Raw genomic sequence first — 21,239 nt, 5'->3', positions numbered from 1 at the left:
GCAGGGACTAGAAGTCCGCGCGGACCTCGAGGTAGAAGGTCCGCTCGCGGGGTTGTTCAGGGAGGGTGATGAGGGGATTGAAGCGGTAGTCGCGGTCGGTGAGGTTCAGCACGCCGGCCTCGACCGAGGCCCGGTTGTGGAAGAAGCGCTTGCCGATCGCGCAGTCGATCTGCGTCCACGAGTCGCCCGGCCGCGCCGGGGTGTAACCGCCATTGTCCTGCGAGAGAAAACGTCCGCTGAGCCGCCCGTACCATCCGCTCGGATGGTTGTAGATGATGTAGGCCTCGGCATCGTGGAGCTCGGACGACTGGTCCGAGCTGAAGCCGCCGATCCCCGCCGCGGTGAAGGCGGGAAACGAGCGCTGGAGCTCGGCCCGAGTGACGGTGTAGCGGCTGCCGATCGACCATTCGTCGTCGATCAGCTTGGTGGCGTGCAACGAACCGCCATACTCCTCGTACTCGAGATCCTCCTCGACCTGCAGCACGCGGTCGTAGGCGAAAGTCCCGACATCGATACCGAGAACGCCGACACCCCGGACCGCTTCGGCCCTGCGGAAGAAGCCCTCTGCTCCGAGGTAGGTCCGGCAGGGAAGCTTCCACAGCACGCTCGCTCCGGCCGTGTCGAAGAGCGGGGCCGACAGCCCGCCGACTTCCGACTCGTTGATCAGCGTCCGGAACGACTGCGTGAAGCCCGCGACCTGGGTCGGCTCGAGCCTCACGCTCTCGTCGAAGGTCGCGCCACCCAGTGACCGCGCGTAGCCGAGCCGGAACGTCAGCTCGTTGCACGGCGTCCACACCAAGCCCGCCTTCGGCAGCAGTTCCGAACGGCTGCCCTCGGCCATGGAAACCGGTGGCACGCTGGTGTTCAGCGGATAGTCCTGCGTGTCGTAGGCCAATCCGAGTGTTGCCCACAGTCCGTTGACCAGCTCCCGGGTGTAGTAGGCGTAGGCGACCCAACGGCGGTAGTCGGGCGAGGCGTTAAGGTAGAATGGATCGCCGGGAAGGATGCCGAAAATCGGCTGCATCGAGAGGATGTTCTCGGTTTCGAAACGACCCCAGTCGAAGCGGGTTCCGACGAGGAAGGTCTGCCGCTCGTCGCTCCAGACATGCTGCAACTCGCCGAAGTAAACCTCGGTTTCGCGGAGCTGGTCGATGTCGCTGGGAAATGCCAGCGGTGGCGACACCGCGGGTGCCATCGGATCGATGAACATCGCGAACGACGTCGCCGATTTGTCCGAGATCCGCAGCCGGTCGGAGAGCATGCCGCCGAGCGCCAGGGTGCGGCTGCCCGGCGACCACTCGTGCTGGTAGCCGACGATCGCCACCGGCGATTGCTCCTGCTCGACGCGGTAGTCGGGATCGAAAGTGGTCGGGTCGTAGAGCTGCCGCAGGTCACCGCCGCGGAACCGCTGGAACTTGAAATTGAAGTAGAGGCTGTCGCGCTCGCTCAGCGCCTGCTTGAACTGCAGATACCCGGTGTAGCGCTCGATGTCGCGGTTCGGGCGGTCACCCGATGCGGTGAACAGGTCGTAGTCGAGCGCGACGCTCGAGCGGCCGAACCTCCCCTGCGCGGTACCGGTCGAGAGAAACTCGCCGTCGCCCCGGTAGCGGGTCCGGGTCGAGAACCCGAAAGGATTCTCCGGAAACAGGGCGGTGTATTCCTGCTGCGAGATGTTCTGGGCAAGCAGATCGGTTCCCGCCGGTGAGAACAGATTGGCAAGCAGCAGCTCGTTGAACCAAGGAGTCTCGTAGCGCAGCGAGACCCGCCGCGGGTCGCGCAGGGCGTCGACGCTGTTCGAGAGGAACAGGTGGGCCGACGGATTCAGGTAGTCGCTGACCACCGACCGACGCGCCTCCTCGAGACTGGTCTCGGTCATCCCGACGTTTTCGTAGAGCGAGGCGAGATTCGCCTCTCGCACCGCGCGGTCCTTGTCGAGGAGGAAGCCGGAGCGGTAGACGGCGCGGTTGTCGTTGAGTTCGACCGATTTCTCGAGGTTGGCGATGCCTCGGTTGTACTGCGAAAGACGTTGTTCAAGGAGCGCCTGATAGAGAGGCGCGGTTGGGTCGCCGGGATCGAAGCGCCGGGCGAGCCCCAGTTCGTGGAGCGCGCGATCGTCTTTGTCCGACTCGGCGAAGGCCTTGCCGAGGTAGCTACGCAGGAAAGCGCGGTTCGGTTCCACCGCGGCAGCGATGGTGATCGAACGCAGCGCTTCGTCGGGCATCGACGACTGGTAGAACGCGAGTCCCTGCCCAAGCCAAGCGTTCCCAAGCGCCGGATCAATTTCGAGTGCCGCGGCGAACCATTCGCGTGCTTCGGGAATCCTGCTTCTGGACAGCGCGAGGAAGCCCTTCAAGGCGATCGCCTGTGCGTTGCGTGGACTGAGTGCCAGCGCGCGATCGACAGCAGTCTCGGCCAGGTCGTTTCGCCCGAACCCGAACTCCAGCTCCGCCACCCTCGCCCACGCCAAACCGAACTCCGGCGACTGCCCGACCGCCTCTTTGGCCGCCGCCAGAGCCCCTTCAAGATCGCCCGCGGACTGGTGGACGTAGGAAATCGCCAACCGGCCCTCGGGCGTCGCCGGCGCGACCGCATCGATCATCTCGGCCGCCGGCTTCTTCACCACATCGATCAGCAACCGCAGCGAATCGGTCATCGGACCGGCCCCGGCGCGCCGCAGATCCTCATCGACCTCGTCGATCCTCCCGCTCGCGAGCTTCACCGCCGCGGCAAACTGAAACTCGGCCACGTTCACCGGCTGCGGCAGCAGCTCGAGCGCCTTCAGCAGGTCGCCATCGGCATAGGCCTTCCGCGACGGCCCGAATGCCGCTCCGAGACCGTCGAAGCCGGCCGGATCGACGATCCCCGGGTAGTAGAGGAAGAACTGGATGTCTTCCGTGGCATCGAGCACCGCCGTCTTGCGCGGGGCCCGCCCGGGCTCGGCGATCCCCTGCTCGCCGCTCGACAGATCGATGGCGCCAAGGGCATTCGACAGGCCGACCGCGCCATCGATCATCGTCACCGTCGTGGTCCCGTTCGCGCCGACTTCCAGAACGAACTCGGTCCCGCGAATGTTGAGGCTGGCCGTCGGGGTCTCGATGTCCGCCTCCTTTTCGGTCCGGCTGAAAAAGTAGGCCGCGCCCTTCGTGAAGTTGATCCGGCTGCGCGGATCGTCGTCCTGTTTTTTCGGTGGCTGGAGCCGCAAGCTGGTCAGTTCGCTGAGTCGCAGCACCCCACCGGTGGAAAGCTCGATCCCCGCGCGGCTCAGCTCGCCCGTCCGGACCTGCTCTTGCCAGCCGACCGCGTCACCTAGCGCCGCCTTGGTCCACGCCGTCGTCGCCGGAGACCGGTCCACCTGGTTCTCCACTACCACCAACTCTCCACCCTCTTTCGGCGGCTCCGCCATGGCACCTCCAAGCACCATCAGGAAAAGAACCGCGATCCGGGGGAACGGACCAAACACCATTCCTCCCATGCTCAACCCGGCGTTCGGGCGAACAAGGCAATTCGGGTTCGCGTGAGGAATATGGTGCATGACAGATGCCTACCTCCATGAATTTCATTCACCCTGCTGCAGCTCCCGGGCCAATCTCGGAAGAAGAGAGGCATCCATCGTGCTCGACACTCCCGACCCAACCCCATGAACGAATCCCCCCAGAGTCCCGAAAACGCCCCGGAACCGATCGAACTCAGCCCCCGCGTCGAAGGTTTCGCGGACACGATGTTCCGAAATGTGGTCTCGACCCATGTCGAGTTCACCTTCATCGCCGACAACAAGGCCTATGTGATGATTTGCGCGAACTCGATCATCATTGGCGCACTGACGACCCTGCTCGTTCCACATCTCAAGGAGCAATCCCATCTCCTCTGGCCGACGATCCTGATGTTCTGCGTGTGCCTCGTTTCCCTCAGCTTCAGCATTCTTTCCATCCGCCCAGCTGTCGGAACCGGCACCTTCACCCGCGACGCCGTTCGCCAGCGGAAAACCAACCTGCTCTTCTTCGGGAACTTCCACGCTTCGAAGCGCGAGGACTTCGATTGGGCGATGCGGGAATTGCTGAAGGACGAGAACTACATCTTCTCAAGCATGATCCAGGACGTCTACTACCTCGGCCGCGCGCTCGGTCTGAAATACAAGCAGGTGCGGATCAGCTACGACATCTTCCTGATCGGCATGATCGCCTCCGTGCTCTTCTTCGTGGTCATGCTGGCGCTGGCCCCGGGCGCCTAGTCGACCACCCTGGTTTCCAACCTTTCGCGGATCCTCTCAAGCGAACTTCGAACGGGCTCGAACCGTTCCTCCGCCATCCAACCGTCGATCACTCCCAGTGCCGCGCGCTCTCTGGCCTCCAATTCGGCGCCAGCCGGAATGACGGTCTCACTGACCAAGTTGTCGGAAACCATGAAGTTCGCATTCGGAAAAATCGCCGCGAATGCTTCGATCTCCGCCGGGCTGCGCTCGGGGTCGAGCAGGTAGGCTTCGACACACGAGCGCTGTGCGGCATCGCGCAGGTCGGCGCGTGCGACAACCTGGGCGAGCATCGTCGGCCGACTCTCGGCCACGGACAGGTCCTCCATCAGCCGCTTCATGCTTTTCTCCGGCGCAAGCTGCACGAGACGGTCAAGGGTCAGGAAAGCCGCATGCGCCACGGCCTCGCCCTCCTTCCCACGATCGGAGACCATTTCGGCCAGCACGGGGACCGCCGCAGTGGACTTGGTGTGAACCAGAACGTCGAAGGATTCCAGATAGCTGATCGTCGGCTTGGTCCGCCAGTCCGAACGACGGATCATTTCGAGCGCTTTCTTCTCCACGAAGTCGAGCGACTCCTGGCTCGGGTCGCCCAAGGCCTTGTTGCGCAAGCAAATGGCCCACTCGTTCGGATCGCCTGACGTCGAAAGAATCGACACCGCCAACTCGGCCGCCTTCTCGGGATCGATCTTTCCCAGCCAATCGAGCAACGCGACCCGGAGCGTGGGAGCGGAGTCGAGTTGATGATCAAGCCCCAAGCCGAACCGGAGACCGGTCGCGACATTTCTCGAATCGTCCTTGAGGAACGAGACGATCGCTTCGGAAGCTTCGTCGCTCGGCATCAACAGCAACTCCATCTTGAGATCGGAGAGAAGCTCGCGAGAACTCAACTCCCCATCCGCCGATCTCAGGCTCTCAAAAACCTCTTCGATCCGGTTCATTGCCTCCTCCTCAGTCTCGGACAACACCTCGGCAGATTCCGGTGTTTCGCCTTCCCGTTCACCCTTCTGACTCCCCCTCCACGCGAACAACGCGACCAGCCCGATACCGATCCCAAGTCCCACCATCAGGCGCCGAGTCATCGCATCGACTCTTCGACCTCCGGAGTCCGGCCGACAAGCGCGAATTCGCGAACACCCGATTACTGGTCGCTTCGCACGCGGTCTCCACCCTCAAGCCGTTCCTTGGCCTCACCGATGAGGAACAGCGAACCGGCCACGAGGACCGGGGCGTCCGACTCGAGAGCCTTCGCGAACGCCGCTGCGAAGTCGGGATACTCGGTGGACCCGGTGAAAAACTTCGCCAACTCCTCTGTCGGCACGACCCTGGGCGAGTCGACCGGACACAGGTGGATCTCCGATGCAAGCGGCGCGAGCTGGGCCGCGATACCGGCGATATCCTTCGCCGCCACCGCACTGAAAACCAAGGCCGCCTTCGTCTCTCCGAAGCGCGACTTCCACGCCACGGCGAGCGCTTTGGCTCCGTCCGGATTGTGCGCGCCGTCGAGGACCACGGTTTTGCCGTCCCGTTCGATCACCTCGAACCGCCCCGGCCAACGCACGGTCGAAAGCCCGTGATGCACGGTCTCATAGCTGAGCGGAATTTCCGCCGCATGCAGGCACTCGAGCGCCACCGCGGCATTCCATGCCTGATGCGGTCCCGCCAGTCCGATCGGATATCCCTGCAGCGGCGCGTAGACGAACTCCAGCGGGCTCCTTCGCTCGTTGGCCTCCATCTCAAGAACCCGGCGCACTTCGGGTTCCTGCGGGGATGATATCACCGGCTTGCCCTCGACCATGATTCCCGCCTTCTCGATGGCCACCTTTTCCAAGGTGTCGCCCAGCCACTGCGTATGGTCGAGACCCACCGGAGTGATCGCGCAGACATCCGCCGGCACCGCGGTGGTCGCGTCGAGGCGTCCTCCCATCCCGGTTTCCAGCACGATCAGCTCGCACTCCCGCTCGCGGAACCATCGCATCGCCGCGGCCAAGGTGATCTCGAAAAAGGTCGGGTGCGGATCGAGCCGTCCGCACAGCTCCCTGAGCTGCGTCAGCAACTCCGCGCACTCCTCTTCCGGGATCTCGACCCCCGAAACTCGGATCCTTTCCCGGAAATCGATCAGGTGCGGCGAGGTGAACAGCCCGCTCCGAATCCCGGCTGCCCGGGCGACCGAGTCGATCATGGCGCAAGTACTACCTTTGCCGTTGGTGCCCGCCACATGGATCACCTTCACCCCGTGGGCCGGAAACGCGAGGAACTGCTTGAGAAGACGCGTCGGCCCCTCAAGCCCGAGTTTGATCCCGAACATCTGGGTCGAGAACAACCAGTCGATGGCGTCGCGGTAGTTCATGCGGCGGCTTCCGCTGCTGGGACCTGCCCGACGTCAGGCCATCATGTAGCCGAGCAGGGTCGCCAGCTTGTCGCGCAGCTTGACCCGGGGGACGATGGCGTCGACCAGTCCGTGATCGAGCATGAACTCGGCCGTCTGGAAGCCGGGCGGAAGGTTCTGGTGGGTCGTCTCCTTGACCACGCGCGGACCGGCGAAACCGATCATGCACTTCGGCTCGGCAAGGTTGACGTCGCCAATGGTCGCGAACGATGCGGTGACCCCGCCGGTGGTCGGATGGGTAAGTACGGAAATGTAAGGCAGCCCGGCCTCGGACAGACGGGCGAGGGCGCCGCAGGTCTTGGCCATCTGCATCAGCGAAAGCATCCCCTCCTGCATCCGCGCACCGGACGAGGCGGAGACAATCACCACGCCACGCTTCTCCTTGATCGCGATCTCGATCGCCCGGGTGATTTTCTCACCGACCACCGAGCCCATCGATCCGGCGAAGAACTTGAAGTCCATGACGGCGATCACCGCCGGCTTACCGCCGATCTTCAGTCGGCCGGTCACGACCGCGTCGTTGAGCCGCGTCTTTTCCCGCAGGCCCGCGGTTTTCTCGGAGTAGTTGGCGAATCCGAGCGGGTTCGCCGAGATCAGCTCATTATCCGTCTCCTCGAAGCTCTCCGGATCGGCGATCAGCGCGATCCGGTCATGGGAATCCATCAGGAAATGGTGACCGCAGTGGTGGCAAGTCTGGAAGTGCTGCCGCAGCTCGAGCTGGTGGAGCATCGCCGAACAGTCCGGGCACTTCGTCCACAGTCCCTCCGGCACAACATCCTTACCCTTGTTCCTCCGGAGCGGCGGCTTGTCGAAGATCCCCATGTCGGTTTTCGGAATAAAAAGAACGCGCGGAATGCGTTGGCCCCGAGGCTAGCCGCGCACCACCGTCACGACAACCACCTTTTGAACTCCGGCACGGCGGAGCACCCGGGCGCACTCGTGGGCGGTCGACCCGGTGGTGAAAACGTCGTCGACCAGCACCACGCCGGGCTTCTCGCCCGTTCCCGGCCTCACTTCGAAGGCACCCCGGAGGTTCTTCTGCCGCTGGCTCCGGCTCAGCCGGGTCTGGGTGACCGTGGCGCGCTTGCGTCGGAGCATCTTTACCACCGGGAGACCGAGCGCTTTGCCCATGGGACGGGCGATTTCCAACGCTTGGTTGAACTGCCGCCAGCGGAACCGGCGCCGGTGCAGCGGGACCGGCACGAGCGGCCACCGCGAATCAAGCGCCTCCGACAGCCGCGGATCTTCGAAGGCCCTGGTTGCCAGCGAGGCAAGCTCCCGCGCGAGTTCGAGACGACGCCCGTATTTCAGATCCTGAACCAGCTCCATCGCCCCGTCCGACCGGACCAGCGCCGGTCGGGCGAACTCAAAGGCAAACTCCTGGTCACGGCAGTTCGGACAGGAAAAAACCGCGTCGATCGCGCCGTCGAAGCTCTCCCCGCAGTCCGAGCAGAACGGCGCCTCCAGGCCGGGAAGCGCTTCGGAACAGTCGGAGCAGAGATTCCGCCCACCCGCCACGCCGTCTCCGCAAAGGTGGCAGACGCCGGGATAGACGACATCGAGCACCCGCCCGAAAAGCGCCCGCAGCCCGCGCCCCTCAGGCATCGAGTCCGTCGTCATCCGGCCGCGACCTCGTCAACATCGCCACCACCAGTCCGGTGATGACCACCACCGCCAGCGGCAGCACGCCCTCGAGCAGGCTCATTCCGACCAACCACTGCGCGACTTCCGGCAGCCCGGGGACCGGCCACGTCGACGCCTTGAAAAGCGCGAAGCAGAAAATCCAACCGGCGTGCAGGCCGATCGGCAGCCACAGCGACGCCGTCCGCCAGCGGGCCACGCCCAGCACGACCCCGACCGCGAACAGCACCGAGAAGCGGCTCACCATCGACAACGGATCGGCGAAGCGCGCGAGAATCTGCCCCAGCAGCAGGAAGCCGGCATTCGACGCCTCGGGATCGGCAATCACAACTCCTTCCGGCGGTTCGAGGAAATGGACGAACGCGAACAGGAACGACAGCAGGCCGATAGCGGCGGCGGGTCGCATCGCCCGCAGGAAAATCCCGAGCAGGATCCCGCGAAAGAGGATCTCTTCGATCACCGACACCACCAACGCAGTCGGCACCGCCTTCTTCATCGCCCGAAACCACTCGATCTGGCTGACCAGAGGATTGGCGACGCCATGCGTCGACTCGGCGGCGTCCTTCCACATGAAAAATCCCGCACGCACGAGCACCCAGCCGGAGATCAGCAGCAGTCCGCCCGCCACCACGAAGCCGAAGAATCCCTGCGCCCAGGCCTGCGGGTTCTTCTTCAGCGGTTGACCCCGGTCGCTGATGACGTGATCCGGGAGTCGCAGCGACCACGGCGTGTCACGATACCGCTCGTGCCCGCGGCGCATCCTCAGCCACGAGAGCAACGGGCCAATCAGCAGCAGGGCCGCAAGGAGAACCGAGCGGTCGTAAAAGCGGGGAAAGTTGTCCTTCGACCGCTCCGCCGCACGGCCCAGCCACTCGACCACGCCGTTGGTGTCCTTGTCGGCGGTGACCTCGGCCAGCCCCATTCCGAAATTGTAGAGCCATGGGGCCAGAGCCGCCCCGAGCACCAGCATCGCGGCCACATAGAGGAAGACCTTGAGAACGTCGCTTTGGGGGAATCGCGCCACACCCGAACGCTACGGGCCGCCCCCGCCGTGCCAAGAGCGAAGTGCGACCGGCTCAGTTGCGCGGGCCGTAGCCGAAGAGCTCGCGAGACCGGATCTTGGTCTCCACCAGCTCGGGATCGACGCCATACAGGCCGCCCGCCTCTTCGACCGGCAACTGCGGCCGGTGCCGCCCTCCTTCATGAAACCACGCGTTCTCGCGAAACGTGAAGGTTCCCGGCAGCGTGTCCGGCCCGACATTCACCGCGGTGCGATTGCTCTCGGGAAAGACGATCACATTCCGGAACACCTCGCCTTTTTCGCAGCGTCCGAACTCCGCCACCGGCTGTTCCTGCAGGATGCGAAACGCCCACTTCTCCGGACGCAGGATCAGGTTGTGATGCACCCGACCGCCACTCGAGGTGACGAACGCGACCGCCGTCTCGCCGCCGAGGAAAAGGCAGTTGCTGACCTCGATGCCCTCCGCCTCGAAGCGGGTCACCTCCGGCCGGAAGTACGGCTTTCCCGTACTTCCCCCGAGATTGATCGCGCGCTGGCCGGCCCGGTCGAACCTGCAGGACCGGACGTGTATCCCGCGCGTCCCACCCTTCATCTGGATCCCCGACGCGGAACTGAATCCCTCGAGCCCGCGCAGGCGGCATGCGGCCACCACACCGTCGCGACACCCGACCATGTCGATCGCCGATCCGCCCCAGCCCTCGATGATGCAGTTGGCCACCCGGAACTTGGTGATGCCCGACATCTTGATTCCGTCATGATTCCCCTTCGGCCCTGTCTCGTACACCCGCAGTTCCTCGAGCACCAAACCGACCACCGGTTGGTCAAGCCGCCCCGCGTCGTCGAAGTTGAAGCCGTTACCCGTGAACCCTTCGGCCTGCAGCCCGCGAATCGTCCAGTGCGAGCAGGCGGAAAACTGGATCGCGGTCGAGCCGCCGCCCCGCAGCATCACCCGTCCCTGCGCCCGCAACGTGATCGGACGGTCCTCGGTCCCGGAGCGGTCGCGCACCTGGATGCCCCCGCGGTATTCCCCCTCCTTGACCACGATCTCATCGCCCGGTTTCGCCCCGGACAGCGCGGCACGGAACGAGGCATCGTCGGACACAACGATCGCGGCCGAGGCGATCGATACGCTTGTGAAAAGGACGGAAAGCACGCGGATCATGGCTCAGTTTGGCAGACTCGCCCCGAGGAACTCCAGCGAGGATCCACGCCAATCCCGAATCGCCTTGATCCGGCGACCCGCAGCCTGATGGACTGGCCATCCGTCATGAAAAGCTCCCTCCTCGCCGCCTGTCTTCTCGTTCCTTCCCTGCACGCCGTCACGGTCGTCAACGGATCCTTTGAAAACCTGACGTCCGCCTACGTCGACATTCCGGGAGCGGACCGCGACGGCAACGCGGCAGCGGATGGCTGGACGATCTCGGCCGAGAGCCCCGACTGGTTCTGGGGCGAAGGTCCCGAAGGTCTTTGGGAAACGAACTGGGGCGACTATTTCATGAATGGCGCCTCCACCGGCCCGACTTACCGGGAAGGCTTCAGCCAGACGATCTCGGGATTTACGATCGGCGCCACCTACACTCTGAACTTCAGCCACGCCAACGGGCTCTTCTTCAACCCGGGAACGCCCGGCTTTTATGAAGGCGTCAATGTGCCCGGAGGTTGGGAGGTCCTGCTCAACGGTTCGAGCCTCTACCTCGCCGACAGCGTCAACAGCAACGCCGTCGCCGCCCCGGATCACACGACCGACTGGTTCACTCGGAACATCGACTTCGTCGCCACCGCCGAGACGATCGAGATCGAGTTTCTCGCTTACAAGAACCCGCAGGTCGGCGGTCAGGATCCGACCTTCCAGTTCCTCGACAACGTCAGCATCACGACCGTCCCGGAACCCGGATGCGCCGTCCTATGCGTGGCGGGATTACTCCTTTCGGTCCGCAGGCGACGGACGGGTGTCATTTCGCCCCACTGATCCGCCCTCGCGCCCCGCTCCCGCGTCATCGGAAAGCCCTCGCTTTGAGCCCCGGAGGGGCGCCGGCAGTTAGCCACGGGGTTCACCCCGTGGTTGCTGAATCTGCGGAACGATTGAGCCCCGGCAGGGGCGTAGGCGGACTCGCGACCGATCAGACGGGTCCTACCCTGCCTACGCCCCTCGCGGGGCTCAATCCTCTTGCCCGTTTGCAACCACGGGGTGAACCCCGTGGCTAATTGCCGACGTCCCTTCGGGACTGCTGAAGAACGCCTGAAACCTGCCTGCTACCGGCCAAACACCGCCCCACCCAGACCTTCGTTGCCGCCGACGGCGGTCACCACGGCACGCTCGAAACCCTCGCGCTCAAGCACCCCGAGCGCCGCAACCGTCTGCAAGCCCGCCGCCGCTCCGAGTGCCTCGCCGAGCAAGCGCCGGACGGAAAGCCGCGGACCGTTCCATTCGACCGACGACTCGGCGCGATCGAAGCGAGCGACGCCGGTCCGCCCATCGGACCACAGTGTGTGACCATTGTCGGAAACGTCGAGATCCTGCCAGACGCGCGCGAAGCCGGCCAAGCGATCCGCCTCCTCGGCGTAGTTGACCGGATCGGGAACCGCCAACAGGCACGGCCCGCTTCCGCCCTTCTCCAGCAAAAGCGCGGCGGCCCCTTCCGAGGGCAACATACGATGACTGTAGTAGCCCATCGCCTCCGCACTCAGCCAATCGGTCTCCTCCGGAGCAACCACCAGACAAGCGTCGCAATCGCCCCGCTCCAGCCACTCGGCGGCCAGTTCGAGACCGGTGAAGAACTCGGCACCGTCGCCGACCAGCGTGTCGTTGGGAGCACTTGAGCGCGTGACCGCCGACAGGTGGCTCGACGGTGCGTTGTAGACGGTTTCGGGAAACAGAATCGGGCTGGCGGTCCCGGGATCGCGAAGCACCTCGCCGTAGAACCGGTTCGAGTAGTTCACGCAGCCATTCATCATGGTGCACACCACCCCGAGCCGCAGGTCGCCGGTTCTCGATGCTTCGAATCGCTCCGATCCGAGAGCCTCGAAGGCGGCGGCCGCCCCGAACTTCCCGACCGCGCTGGCCCGGCGCAAACGCTGATCCCGCGGCAGGCGCGAGCGGTCATCGAGGGCCGGCACGCGGGCGACACTCGTGCGGACCACGACACCCTCGCCCGTGGTGCGCTCCAGTTCCGAAATCTCCGGCGGACGGTTGTTCGCTATTGCGTCGAGCAGCGCGGGCACTCCCCACCCCGCCGACGACACCGCGCCCAGTCCGCTGACCGTGATCCGGCTCATTCGCCCGCCTCCTTTCCGAAAACGAGCGTCGCATTCGCACCGCCGAACCCGAATGAGTTCGTGAGCACGTGTTTGACCTCGGCCTCGCGAGGTTCACGCACCAGATCGAACTCCACCGCCGGATCGACTTCCCGGATGTTGAGGCTGCCCGGCAACCACTGGCCGTCGAGTGTCATCAGGCAAATGACCGATTCCACCGCGCCGGCGCCACCCAGCAGGTGACCGATCGCCGACTTTGTCGAACTGACCCGGATCGAGGGCGTGTCATTCCCGGCCCAGCGCCGGATCGCGGCCGCCTCGGCAACGTCATTCAGCGGCGTGCCGGTGCCGTGGGAGTTGATGTAGTCAATCTGCCCCGGTTCAAGCCCCGCCATTTCCGTCGCCTGGGTCATCGTGATCAGCGCGGCGTCGCCCTCCGGATTCGGCTGTGTGAGATGGTGAATGTCGGTCGCGGCCCCATAGCCAAGCACGCTGGCGCGGATGGGTGCGTTGCGGGCGAGGGCCGACTCAACGCTCTCGACCACGACAAATCCGGCACCCTCACCGATCGCGAGGCCGTCCCGGTTCGCATCGAAAGGTCTCGGCACACCGCCCGGACTCAGAGCCTGCAGCGAGTCGAAACCCGCGAAAACCAATTGGGCGAGTCCGTCATAACCGCCGGCCAAGACCCTCTCCGCCTTGCCTTCGCGGACCATCTGGAACGCGTGTCCGATCGCATTGGCACCCGAGGCGCAGGCATTCGAAATGATGCGCAGCGGCCCGCCCACGCCGAGCGCGCGAAGCATCGTCGTCAACTGCCGCTGTGGCTGGTAGCGCTCGACCCGCTCGAATTGCCCCCGGCGACCGCCGTTCAGGGCGTGGCGGTAAAACTCCTCGCCGACCGGCATCGCACCGGCGGAGGTTCCGACCATCACCGGCATACCGCCGGAGGTGCCGGACTCCCCAAGAGCCTCCTGCGCAGCAGTCAGCGCAAGGCGCGTGCCCCGATCCATCCGCTCCCACTCTTTGGCCGAGAGGGCGTCCAATGCGGGCTTGTCCGGCAGATCCGCCTGCCCGGCGGTCTTCGTCCGCTGGCCGGAGACGTCGAAAAGGTCGACCTCGCGAAACGCGGTCCGCCCTGCGCGGAAGCCATCGGCATTCGCCGCCATCCCGCAGCCCATCGACGTCACGATGCCCGCGCCGGTGATGACAACCGGGCGGGGCGAGGAAGGCAGCTTGGAATCGGCTCGATACGCCACAATCAGGAATTCGGGCTGGCCGTCCGGCCGCCCCGGCAGCTAGGCAACGGTCAGAGCCCTTGTCAAATGCTGCTTCCCCGCTGGCAAGAAACCCACGCCCGATTCCGCGACCGCCCCGCCCTTTTCGACGGGGATGATGTGGTGAGTTTCGACGACCTCGCGCGGGCACTCGAAGGCATTCCCGTCGCGACCGCTCCGGTGATCGCCTCCGGCAGCGCGCTCGATATCGCACTCGCGACCCTGCGCGGGTGGCGAGACCACCAGCCGGTGCTGCCATTGGAGAAGCCAGGCGCGATCGAACTCGATAGCGCGAGCATTCCGGAGGGTATCGCCCACCTCAAACTCACCCCCGGCAGCGACGGCCAACCGCGCACCGTGCGCTTCACCGCCGATCAGATCGCGGCCGATGCCGACCGTCTCGTCGCTGCGATGGGGCTCAGGCCGGAGGTCCCCAACCTTGCCACGATCTCGCTGAGCCACTCCTACGGCTACTCCTCGATCATCCTGCCGATGCTCCTCCACGGCATCCCTCTGCAGAACGTCGAGGTTCCGTTTCCCGCGGTGGTGGTCGAGGCATGGAGGAAGCACGCCCGTGTCGTCGTACCCGCCGTGCCGTCGATGTGGCGGGCATGGCAACGCTCCGGCATCCTCGCGGACGCGCCGATCGAACTGGCAATTTCCGCCGGCGCACCACTACCCCTCGAACTTGAAGAAACCGTTTGGAACGAGCACGGCCTGAAACTGCACAACTTCTACGGCGCATCGGAATGCGGAGGGATCTCGTGGGATGCTTCGGAGAAGCCGCGGACCCATGCCGGAGATCTTGGCGAGCCCCTGCCAGGGGTCAGCGTGGAGACCGATGACGAATCGCGTTTCGTGATCCGCAGCAATGCGGTCGCGCTCGGCTACGACCGTCTTCGCAGCGGTGAGACGCTGGGCGACGGCGAGTTCCTCACTCCCGATTGCGGTCACTTCGAAAACGGACGCCTGACCCTCGACTCGCGGGCCGGCGGTCATATCAACGTCGCCGGGCGCAAAGTCGGAGCCGGCAGGATCGAGAGCATCCTGCGCGAAACCGGCGGACTGACACGCGTGCGGGTGTTCGGCGTTCCCAGCCACGACCCGGACCGGGTCGACGAGGTCGCCGCGCTCATTCCCGTCGGCACGCAAGTTTCCGCCACCCGAACCGCGGCGGCCACCCAACTCGCAGGCTGGGAGATGCCCCGCCACTGGATCCCGGCCGAAAACGAGGCATGGTGGTCGCTCAGCCGCCAGGACCTCCGCCAGCGCTTCACCGGCTGAAGCTCTCCAAAGGCGCGCCACAAGGGTTTGTAGTTCCCCCTTCAGGGGGTTGCGGAGCCGACGGGTCCCGGAGAATGATCTGACGTTGTCCGGTCGCGGTGAAACAACCAGGGTCAGAGTATCTTCAGAAAATCCCCTCGGGAAGAAGACCCTGCTTCTCCACAACCCGGGCTCCGCAACCCCCTGAAGGGGGAACTACAAACCCTGCTGACGTGCCTTCCATCTACGTTCGCGCATTCGCCGCAGGCGCCAGAACCAGACCGCCGCGACCGCAAGCACGGCCACCAGCATCACCCCGCGGGGAGCGTCCACGGGTACGAGAATCGCCGTAGTTGTCAGCTCGACCACCACCAGCACGAAGACAAACACGAGGATCGCCCCGCCTTTCACCCTCGATGCGACCCACGCTCCGAAGGGCGCGCCAACCGCGACCACCGGTGCCGCCACCGCCCAGTATTCCCAGACGACCCCGATAGGCTGCGGCATGAGCAGGCGAAAGGCGAACCCGAAGGCCGAGACTACCGCCATGGTCACCACCGACGTCGGCACCGCGACCCTTTCGTCGAGGCCGTAACCCAAGGTCATCAGCATGAAACAAAGCATGTCCGCGCCCGAGCCGAGCTGCGAGGCCACCACCCCGCCCAAAACTCCGAGCAGCGCGAAGCGGATTCCGTCGCGCCGCGTCCAGCCGACGATCTCCGGCTCCGGAATATGCCGCCTTTTCCAGTGCGACCGGTAGAGCGCCAGTGCGAAGGCGAACAGCAGCGACGAAAACGCGAGGCGCGGGACATTCGCGGGCAATTCGACGAAGGCCAGGCCGGCCATCACTCCGGGGACCGCGCCCAGCACCGTCCATCCGAGGACATTCCGATTGATCCGGATCCCGCGGGTCAGAATGAAGAGCGCCGCCATGTTCATGCCGACCGCCTGGATCATCAGTCCGAAAAGCGCCGCATCGCCGGTCGGCACCGACAGCATCTTGGTGAAGACCGGGTAGGCAACGGCTCCCCCGCCGGCCGGGGTCGAGCCGGCAACGAACGACCCGAACACCATCGTCAGCGCCATCGGCCAGCGGGTGGCGAACAGGTGCCACGCGTCACCGATGGACATCGCAGCCGCCCAGACACCCCAAACGACCACAAGCGCCGCCGGGTAGATCCACCGCTTCGCGGCCGGACTCGTTCGAGCAACCTTCACGCGGCGCCGCTGAGCATCACCTTGGCGCTGGCCAGCTTGCGTCCGGCCGATTCGACTTCGCCCGATATCTGGATCATGCCGCCGAGCCGCCCCTCAACTTCCGCGCGGATCTCCAGAGTCTCGCCCGGCTCGGCCGCACCGAGGATTTTCGCCCCCCGGATCCCGGTCAGGAGCAACCCCTCGACTGGTCCGATCTCCGGATCACTCTGGGCCGCCACCCCGCCCAATTGTGCGATCGCTTCCACGAGGATCACTCCGGGCATCAGCGGTCGGCCGGGAAAGTGTCCGGCGAGGAATGCCTCGTCACCCCGCACCGTGTAGGAACCGCGGGCGCTCTTGCCCGGGTCGAGTTCGACGAGTTCGTCGACAAAGCGGAACTCCGGACCGTGGGGGAGCGAATCGAGTGCGGACATGGCCGCATCTCTCGCATTCCTTCCGGACTTGGCAAGCCGAGTTGTGTTGCTGAATGCACGGATTGGAGATTTCGCAAGCAAGAGCCACAATTGCGTCTTGGCCGCCGGGGATGCCTCCCGGTATGTTTCAAACATGCCCCCGCCGGAGCCCACCGTGATCCGTGGTTCCGCGACCCTCCCGGTCGCGGCCCGGGCATGGTGGTGGTGGCCCATCGAGACCCTTGCTGCCGTTGGCGGCTTCGCCTACTGGGGCGTTTTCGGGCTGCTCTTCACGCTGATCGGGCTTCCGCTCTCGCTGATCCTTCCCCGGCGCACCGGCGAGCGGCTCGGACGTTCGATGCTCCACCGCGCGTTCAGGGTGTTTGTCTGGTATCTCCGCGCAACCGGTCTCGTCTACGCCGACATCGATTCGCTCAAGCCGCTCCGCGGGCGCTCCGAGCCGGTGATCATCGCACCCAACCACACCTCGCTGTGGGATGCGGTGTTCGTGATCGCCTGCCTGCCACAGCCGATCTGCATCATGAAGGAGAGCATTCTGTGCAATCCCTTCCTCGGCGGCGGCGCCCGACTCGCGGGCTACATCCCGAACGGTTGCTCGTCCCGCCTGATCCGCGATGCCGCGGACGCGCTCGGCCGGGGCGGCCAGCTCCTGCTCTTCCCCGAAGGCACGCGAACGCGCCGCAACCGGCGCTGGATCAATCCGCTCAAGGGCGGCTGCTCGCTGGTCGCGCGGCGCGCCGAAGTCCCGGTGCTGCCGGTCTACATCCGCAGCAACACCCGCTTCCTCGAAAAGGGCTGGCCGTTGTGGAAACGCCCGGAGTTCCCGATCCGCATGAGTTTCGAACTCGGCGAGCCGCTGATTCCCGGCGAGGAAGAAAGCGCGCGCGACTTCACCGGACGCCTTGAGGGGAACTACGAGCGGAATCTCTCCCGCGCCCACAAACTGCGCCGTCAGGTCGAGGCCGGGTAGGACTCCGGAATCCGCCGATTTGGGAGGCATTCCGCATTCGACAATCCGCCGCGGGCGTCCTTACCCTCCCGCGCCGCGCGCCGGACCCGAGTCCCCCGGAGCGCTGCCACTGTTCCCATGAAAGCCATTCTCGCTCTCGAAGACGGCCGACTTTTCGAAGGACGCGCATTCGGCGCCACCGGTACCAGCACCGGTGAGATCTGCTTCAACACCTCGATGACCGGATACCAGGAGGTCATCACCGACCCCTCCTACCGCGGGCAGATCGTCACCATGACCTACCCGCAGATCGGCAACTACGGAGTGAATCCGGACGACGCCGAATCCGCCTCGCCCCACGTCCGCGGTTTTGTCATTGGAGAGCTTTCGCCCGTCGCATCGAACTACCGGTCGCGCCAGACGCTGGCCGAGTATTTCAGCGAGCACGGGATCATCGGGATCGAGCACGTCGACACCCGCGCGCTGACCAAGCACCTCCGCTCGGCCGGCGCGATGCGCGCCTGCCTGACGACCGAACTCACCGCCGAGGAAGCCGTCGAGGCCGCGCTGAAGTCGCCATCGATGGAAGGCTGCGACCTCGTCCAAGAGGTCACCGTCGGCGACCCCTACGCGTGGGAACAGGACTCGCGCCGCTTCACGCTTCCGAATGTCGTGACCTCACAGGAAGGCAACTGGATGGAACTCCCGCCCATCCGCAGCCGCATCGTGGCTTACGACTTCGGCGTCAAATACAACATCCTGCGCCGACTCCGCCAGGCGGGCTTCGAGGTCGAGGTCGTGCCTTCGACCACCCCCGCAGAGGCGGTGCTCAACCGCAACCCCGACGGCATCTTCCTGTCGAACGGCCCTGGAGATCCGGCCGCACTCGGTTACATCCACGGCGAAGTGAAGAAGCTCATCGGCAAGAAGCCGATCTTCGGCATCTGCCTCGGCAACCAGATCCTCGGCCATGTCTTCGGAGGCAAGACCTTCAAACTGAAGTTCGGCCACCGCGGCGGCAACCAACCGGTCAAGGACCTGCGCACCGGCAAGATCTCGATCACCTCCCAGAACCACGGCTTCGCGGTGGATCCGGATTCCTTCGACACCAATGTCGAGGTCACCCACATCAACCTCAACGACGACACCGTCGAGGGCATCCGCCACAAGGACTACCCCGTCTTCAGCGTCCAGTATCACCCCGAGGCGGCCCCCGGCCCCCACGACGCCGCCTATTTCTTCGACGAGTTCGCGGACCTAGTGGACCAATCGAAATGACCCGCGAGTTTCTGCGGCAGCTCATCCCGGACCACTGATCACCGATCACTGGACACTGACCACTTTTCCATGAACATCATCGTCACAGGTCTCCAATGGGGAGACGAAGGCAAAGGCAAGATCGTCGACTATCTCACCGAATCGGCCGACGTCGTCGTCCGTGGCCAGGGAGGCAACAACGCCGGTCACACGGTGATCGCCCGCGGCACCAAATACATCCTCCACCTGCTGCCTTCGGGCATCCTGTGGGATGGCAAGACCAACGTGATCGGCAACGGCGTCGTGCTGGACCCTGCCGGACTGGTTTCGGAAATCGAGCGGGTCGAGGCCCAAGGGGTCTCGATCACCCCCGACAAGCTTCTCATCTCCGACCGCGCCCATGTCGTGCTGCCGCTGCACAAGGAACTGGACGCCGCCCGCGAGGCCGCCCTCGGCGACCGCAAGATCGGCACCACCAAGCGCGGAATCGGCCCGGCCTACGCCGACAAGGTGAACCGCTGCGGACTGCGGGTCGCCGACCTGTTCGACGAGACCTTCGCCCGCGAAACGATCGCGCTGCGGACCGCCGACGCCAACGAGATCCTCAAGCGCTACGACCTGCCGACCTTCGATCCCGAACAGCAGGCCGACGAGGTATTCGCCGCCTTCGAACGCCTCCGCCCGCACGTGACCAACACGATCCCCGTGCTCCACGAAGCATGGAAGGCCGGCAAGAACATCCTCTTCGAAGGGGCGCAAGGCACGTTGCTCGACATCGACTTCGGCACCTTCCCGTTCGTCACCTCCTCGAACACCACCGCCGGCGGTTGCTGCACCGGCTCCGGCCTGCCGCCGACATCGATCGACCAGGTCGTCGGAGTCTGCAAGGCCTACACCACGCGCGTTGGCGCCGGTCCGTTCCCGACGGTCGATGAAGGGTTGTCGCAGTACCTCCACGATCTCGGACGCGAGTTCGGTGCCACCACCGGCCGTCCCCGCGGCTGCGGGTGGCTCGACGCGGTCCTGCTCCGCCAAGGCTGCATGGTGAACGGCGCCACCGGCCTGGCAGTCACCAACCTCGACGGTCTCGACAACTACGAGACCCTCCGTATTTGCACCGCCTACGAGATCGACGGTGAGGAACACCCCTACGCCCCGGCCGAACGCGACGCGTGGGACCGGGCCAAGCCGGTCTACGAGGAACTGCCCGGTTGGATGACCGACACCACCGCCTGCACCTCCTTCGACCAACTCCCGGAGAACGCGCGAGCCTACCTCCGGCGCCTGTCGGAGCTGTGCGACACCCCGATCCAGTTCGTCGGCGTGGGGCCCGACCGGACCCAGACGCTGGTCGCGACGGAATCCGTCGCGCTGGCCAATTCCTGACTTCTTCACCCGGGCTTCATATCCCATCCTCTCCCGCCGGGCTCCATCGCCCGCCAATCACGGCCACCCACCGATGCCCGAGGAAAGGACCATCCCCCGACACATCGCCGTCATCATGGACGGCAACGGCCGCTGGGCCAAGGAACGCGGCCTGCCGCGACGCGAGGGCCATCGGGCCGGCGCGGAGTCGGTGCGCGAATGCGTCGAGGCCTGCAAGCAGCTCGGCGTCGAGTATCTCACGCTCTACGCCTTTTCGTCGGAGAATTGGAACCGCCCGCCCCATGAGATCTCGTCGCTGATGAGCCTGCTCGAGCGTTTCCTTGATCAAAAGGCCGAGGAGATGATGAAGCAGAATGTCCGGCTGAGTGCGATCGGCCACATCGAGCGTCTGCCGGAGAAGACCCGGGCAAAGCTTCGGGACGCACTCGAGCGAACTGCGGACAACACGTCGCTCAACCTCATCCTCGCGCTTTCCTACGGCTCCCGTGAAGAAATTACCGAGGCCACGAGATCGCTGGTGAAGGATGCCGCCGAAGGCCGTCTCGCACCCGGCGATGTCACGCCGGAACTGATCGCCTCGCGGCTCTACACGGCGGACGTCCCCGATCCCGACCTCCTGATCCGCACGTCGGGCGAGATGCGCGTCTCGAATTTCCTGCTGTGGCAGATCAGCTACGCCGAAATCGTGATCTTCAAGAAGTTCTGGCCCGACTTTTCCCAGGCCGACCTCTTTGACGCGGTCGACGAGTATTCCCGACGGAACCGCCGGTTTGGAGGGCTGTAGGACCGGAATGACCCGTTTTCATGCGAGGCGGTCCGCGACGCGATCGCCGCTCATCCGGAGCACCGAATTCGGGTATTTGCGCATACCGATGGCTTTCTCCCTCCTTGCTTAATCGGTTCGGCCTCCCCAACCTGCCGCCC

General features: G+C 65.0%; 18 protein-coding genes. 7 read left to right on the top strand and 11 right to left on the bottom strand.

Going from position 1 to position 21,239, the window contains the following annotated elements; translation table 11 throughout:
- Positions 1–7 precede the first annotated feature (7 nt).
- The gene (locus HAHE_RS14450; protein WP_338685400.1) at positions 8–3,532 is read right to left on the bottom strand and encodes a FecR domain-containing protein; all 3,525 of its coding nucleotides are present in this window, start codon (positions 3,530–3,532) and stop codon (positions 8–10) included.
- Between the two features lie 105 nt (positions 3,533–3,637).
- Between HAHE_RS14450 and HAHE_RS14445 the strand changes: the two genes are divergently transcribed.
- Entirely contained in the window at positions 3,638–4,228 is a 591-nt protein-coding gene (locus tag HAHE_RS14445) for a Pycsar system effector family protein (RefSeq protein WP_338685399.1), read from the top strand.
- Here HAHE_RS14445 and HAHE_RS14440 read toward each other — a convergent pair.
- From HAHE_RS14440 to HAHE_RS14415, 6 genes are read right to left on the bottom strand one after another with little or no spacing between them, the layout of a single operon-like run.
- On the bottom strand, positions 4,225–5,328 hold the full coding sequence (locus HAHE_RS14440) for a hypothetical protein (protein ID WP_338685398.1): 1,104 nt from the start codon (positions 5,326–5,328) through the stop codon (positions 4,225–4,227). The genes HAHE_RS14445 and HAHE_RS14440 overlap by 4 nt on opposite strands.
- A 59-nt stretch (positions 5,329–5,387) precedes the next feature.
- Complete coding sequence (locus tag HAHE_RS14435) at positions 5,388–6,596, bottom strand: folylpolyglutamate synthase/dihydrofolate synthase family protein (protein ID WP_338685397.1); 1,209 nt, start codon at positions 6,594–6,596, stop codon at positions 5,388–5,390.
- A gap of 33 nt (positions 6,597–6,629) precedes the next feature.
- On the bottom strand, positions 6,630–7,457 hold the full coding sequence (gene accD / locus HAHE_RS14430; RefSeq protein ID WP_338685396.1) for an acetyl-CoA carboxylase, carboxyltransferase subunit beta: 828 nt from the start codon (positions 7,455–7,457) through the stop codon (positions 6,630–6,632).
- A 48-nt stretch (positions 7,458–7,505) separates the two neighbouring features.
- Positions 7,506–8,240: a ComF family protein gene (locus tag HAHE_RS14425; protein ID WP_338685395.1), complete on the bottom strand. Its 735-nt coding sequence runs from the start codon at positions 8,238–8,240 to the stop codon at positions 7,506–7,508.
- Positions 8,233–9,300, bottom strand: coding sequence for a CPBP family intramembrane glutamic endopeptidase (locus HAHE_RS14420; protein WP_338685394.1), 1,068 nt, complete (start codon positions 9,298–9,300; stop codon positions 8,233–8,235). The genes HAHE_RS14425 and HAHE_RS14420 overlap by 8 nt, the downstream gene beginning before the upstream one ends.
- Before the next feature lie 52 nt (positions 9,301–9,352).
- Positions 9,353–10,459, bottom strand: coding sequence for a right-handed parallel beta-helix repeat-containing protein (locus HAHE_RS14415; protein ID WP_338685393.1), 1,107 nt, complete (start codon positions 10,457–10,459; stop codon positions 9,353–9,355).
- Positions 10,460–10,564: 105 nt separating this feature from the next.
- Between HAHE_RS14415 and HAHE_RS14410 the strand changes: the two genes are divergently transcribed.
- Complete coding sequence (locus HAHE_RS14410) at positions 10,565–11,266, top strand: hypothetical protein (RefSeq protein WP_338685392.1); 702 nt, start codon at positions 10,565–10,567, stop codon at positions 11,264–11,266.
- Positions 11,267–11,550: 284 nt separating this feature from the next.
- On the opposite strand, the gene HAHE_RS14405 is transcribed toward HAHE_RS14410, so the two are convergent.
- Both HAHE_RS14405 and HAHE_RS14400 read right to left on the bottom strand, forming a co-directional pair.
- Complete coding sequence (locus HAHE_RS14405; protein WP_338685391.1) at positions 11,551–12,573, bottom strand: hypothetical protein; 1,023 nt, start codon at positions 12,571–12,573, stop codon at positions 11,551–11,553.
- Positions 12,570–13,811 (bottom strand): beta-ketoacyl-[acyl-carrier-protein] synthase family protein, encoded by a 1,242-nt coding sequence (locus HAHE_RS14400; protein ID WP_338685390.1) that lies wholly within the window; start codon positions 13,809–13,811, stop codon positions 12,570–12,572. Before HAHE_RS14400 ends, HAHE_RS14405 begins: the two co-directional genes overlap by 4 nt.
- A gap of 66 nt (positions 13,812–13,877) precedes the next feature.
- Here HAHE_RS14400 and HAHE_RS14395 point away from each other — a divergent pair, with 66 nt between their 5' ends.
- Complete coding sequence (locus HAHE_RS14395) at positions 13,878–15,113, top strand: AMP-binding protein (protein ID WP_338685389.1); 1,236 nt, start codon at positions 13,878–13,880, stop codon at positions 15,111–15,113.
- 195 nt (positions 15,114–15,308) lie between these two features.
- Here HAHE_RS14395 and HAHE_RS14390 read toward each other — a convergent pair whose 3' ends face one another.
- Both HAHE_RS14390 and HAHE_RS14385 read right to left on the bottom strand, forming a co-directional pair.
- Positions 15,309–16,310: a sulfite exporter TauE/SafE family protein gene (locus HAHE_RS14390; RefSeq protein ID WP_338685388.1), complete on the bottom strand. Its 1,002-nt coding sequence runs from the start codon at positions 16,308–16,310 to the stop codon at positions 15,309–15,311.
- Positions 16,307–16,723: a 3-hydroxyacyl-ACP dehydratase FabZ family protein gene (locus tag HAHE_RS14385; protein ID WP_338685387.1), complete on the bottom strand. Its 417-nt coding sequence runs from the start codon at positions 16,721–16,723 to the stop codon at positions 16,307–16,309. The genes HAHE_RS14390 and HAHE_RS14385 overlap by 4 nt, the downstream gene beginning before the upstream one ends.
- A 133-nt stretch (positions 16,724–16,856) precedes the next feature.
- Here HAHE_RS14385 and HAHE_RS14380 point away from each other — a divergent pair, with 133 nt between their 5' ends.
- The 4 genes from HAHE_RS14380 to HAHE_RS14365 all read left to right on the top strand — a co-directional run bounded on the left by HAHE_RS14380 (position 16,857) and on the right by HAHE_RS14365 (position 21,099).
- The gene (locus HAHE_RS14380) at positions 16,857–17,693 is read left to right on the top strand and encodes a lysophospholipid acyltransferase family protein (protein WP_338685386.1); all 837 of its coding nucleotides are present in this window, start codon (positions 16,857–16,859) and stop codon (positions 17,691–17,693) included.
- 117 nt (positions 17,694–17,810) lie between these two features.
- Positions 17,811–18,950, top strand: a complete 1,140-nt coding sequence (gene carA, locus HAHE_RS14375) for a glutamine-hydrolyzing carbamoyl-phosphate synthase small subunit (RefSeq protein ID WP_338685385.1) — start codon at positions 17,811–17,813, stop codon at positions 18,948–18,950.
- Between the two features lie 69 nt (positions 18,951–19,019).
- Positions 19,020–20,315 (top strand): adenylosuccinate synthase, encoded by a 1,296-nt coding sequence (locus HAHE_RS14370; protein WP_338685384.1) that lies wholly within the window; start codon positions 19,020–19,022, stop codon positions 20,313–20,315.
- A gap of 73 nt (positions 20,316–20,388) precedes the next feature.
- Positions 20,389–21,099, top strand: a complete 711-nt coding sequence (locus HAHE_RS14365) for an isoprenyl transferase (RefSeq protein ID WP_338685383.1) — start codon at positions 20,389–20,391, stop codon at positions 21,097–21,099.
- The last annotated feature ends 140 nt before the right edge of the window (positions 21,100–21,239 follow it).

Origin of the sequence: Haloferula helveola (assembly GCF_037076345.1) — a bacterium.
Taxonomy (GTDB): domain Bacteria; phylum Verrucomicrobiota; class Verrucomicrobiia; order Verrucomicrobiales; family Akkermansiaceae; genus Haloferula; species Haloferula helveola.
Note: the sequence above shows the minus strand (reverse complement) of the source record. Positions and strands in the feature narration are given on the sequence as shown.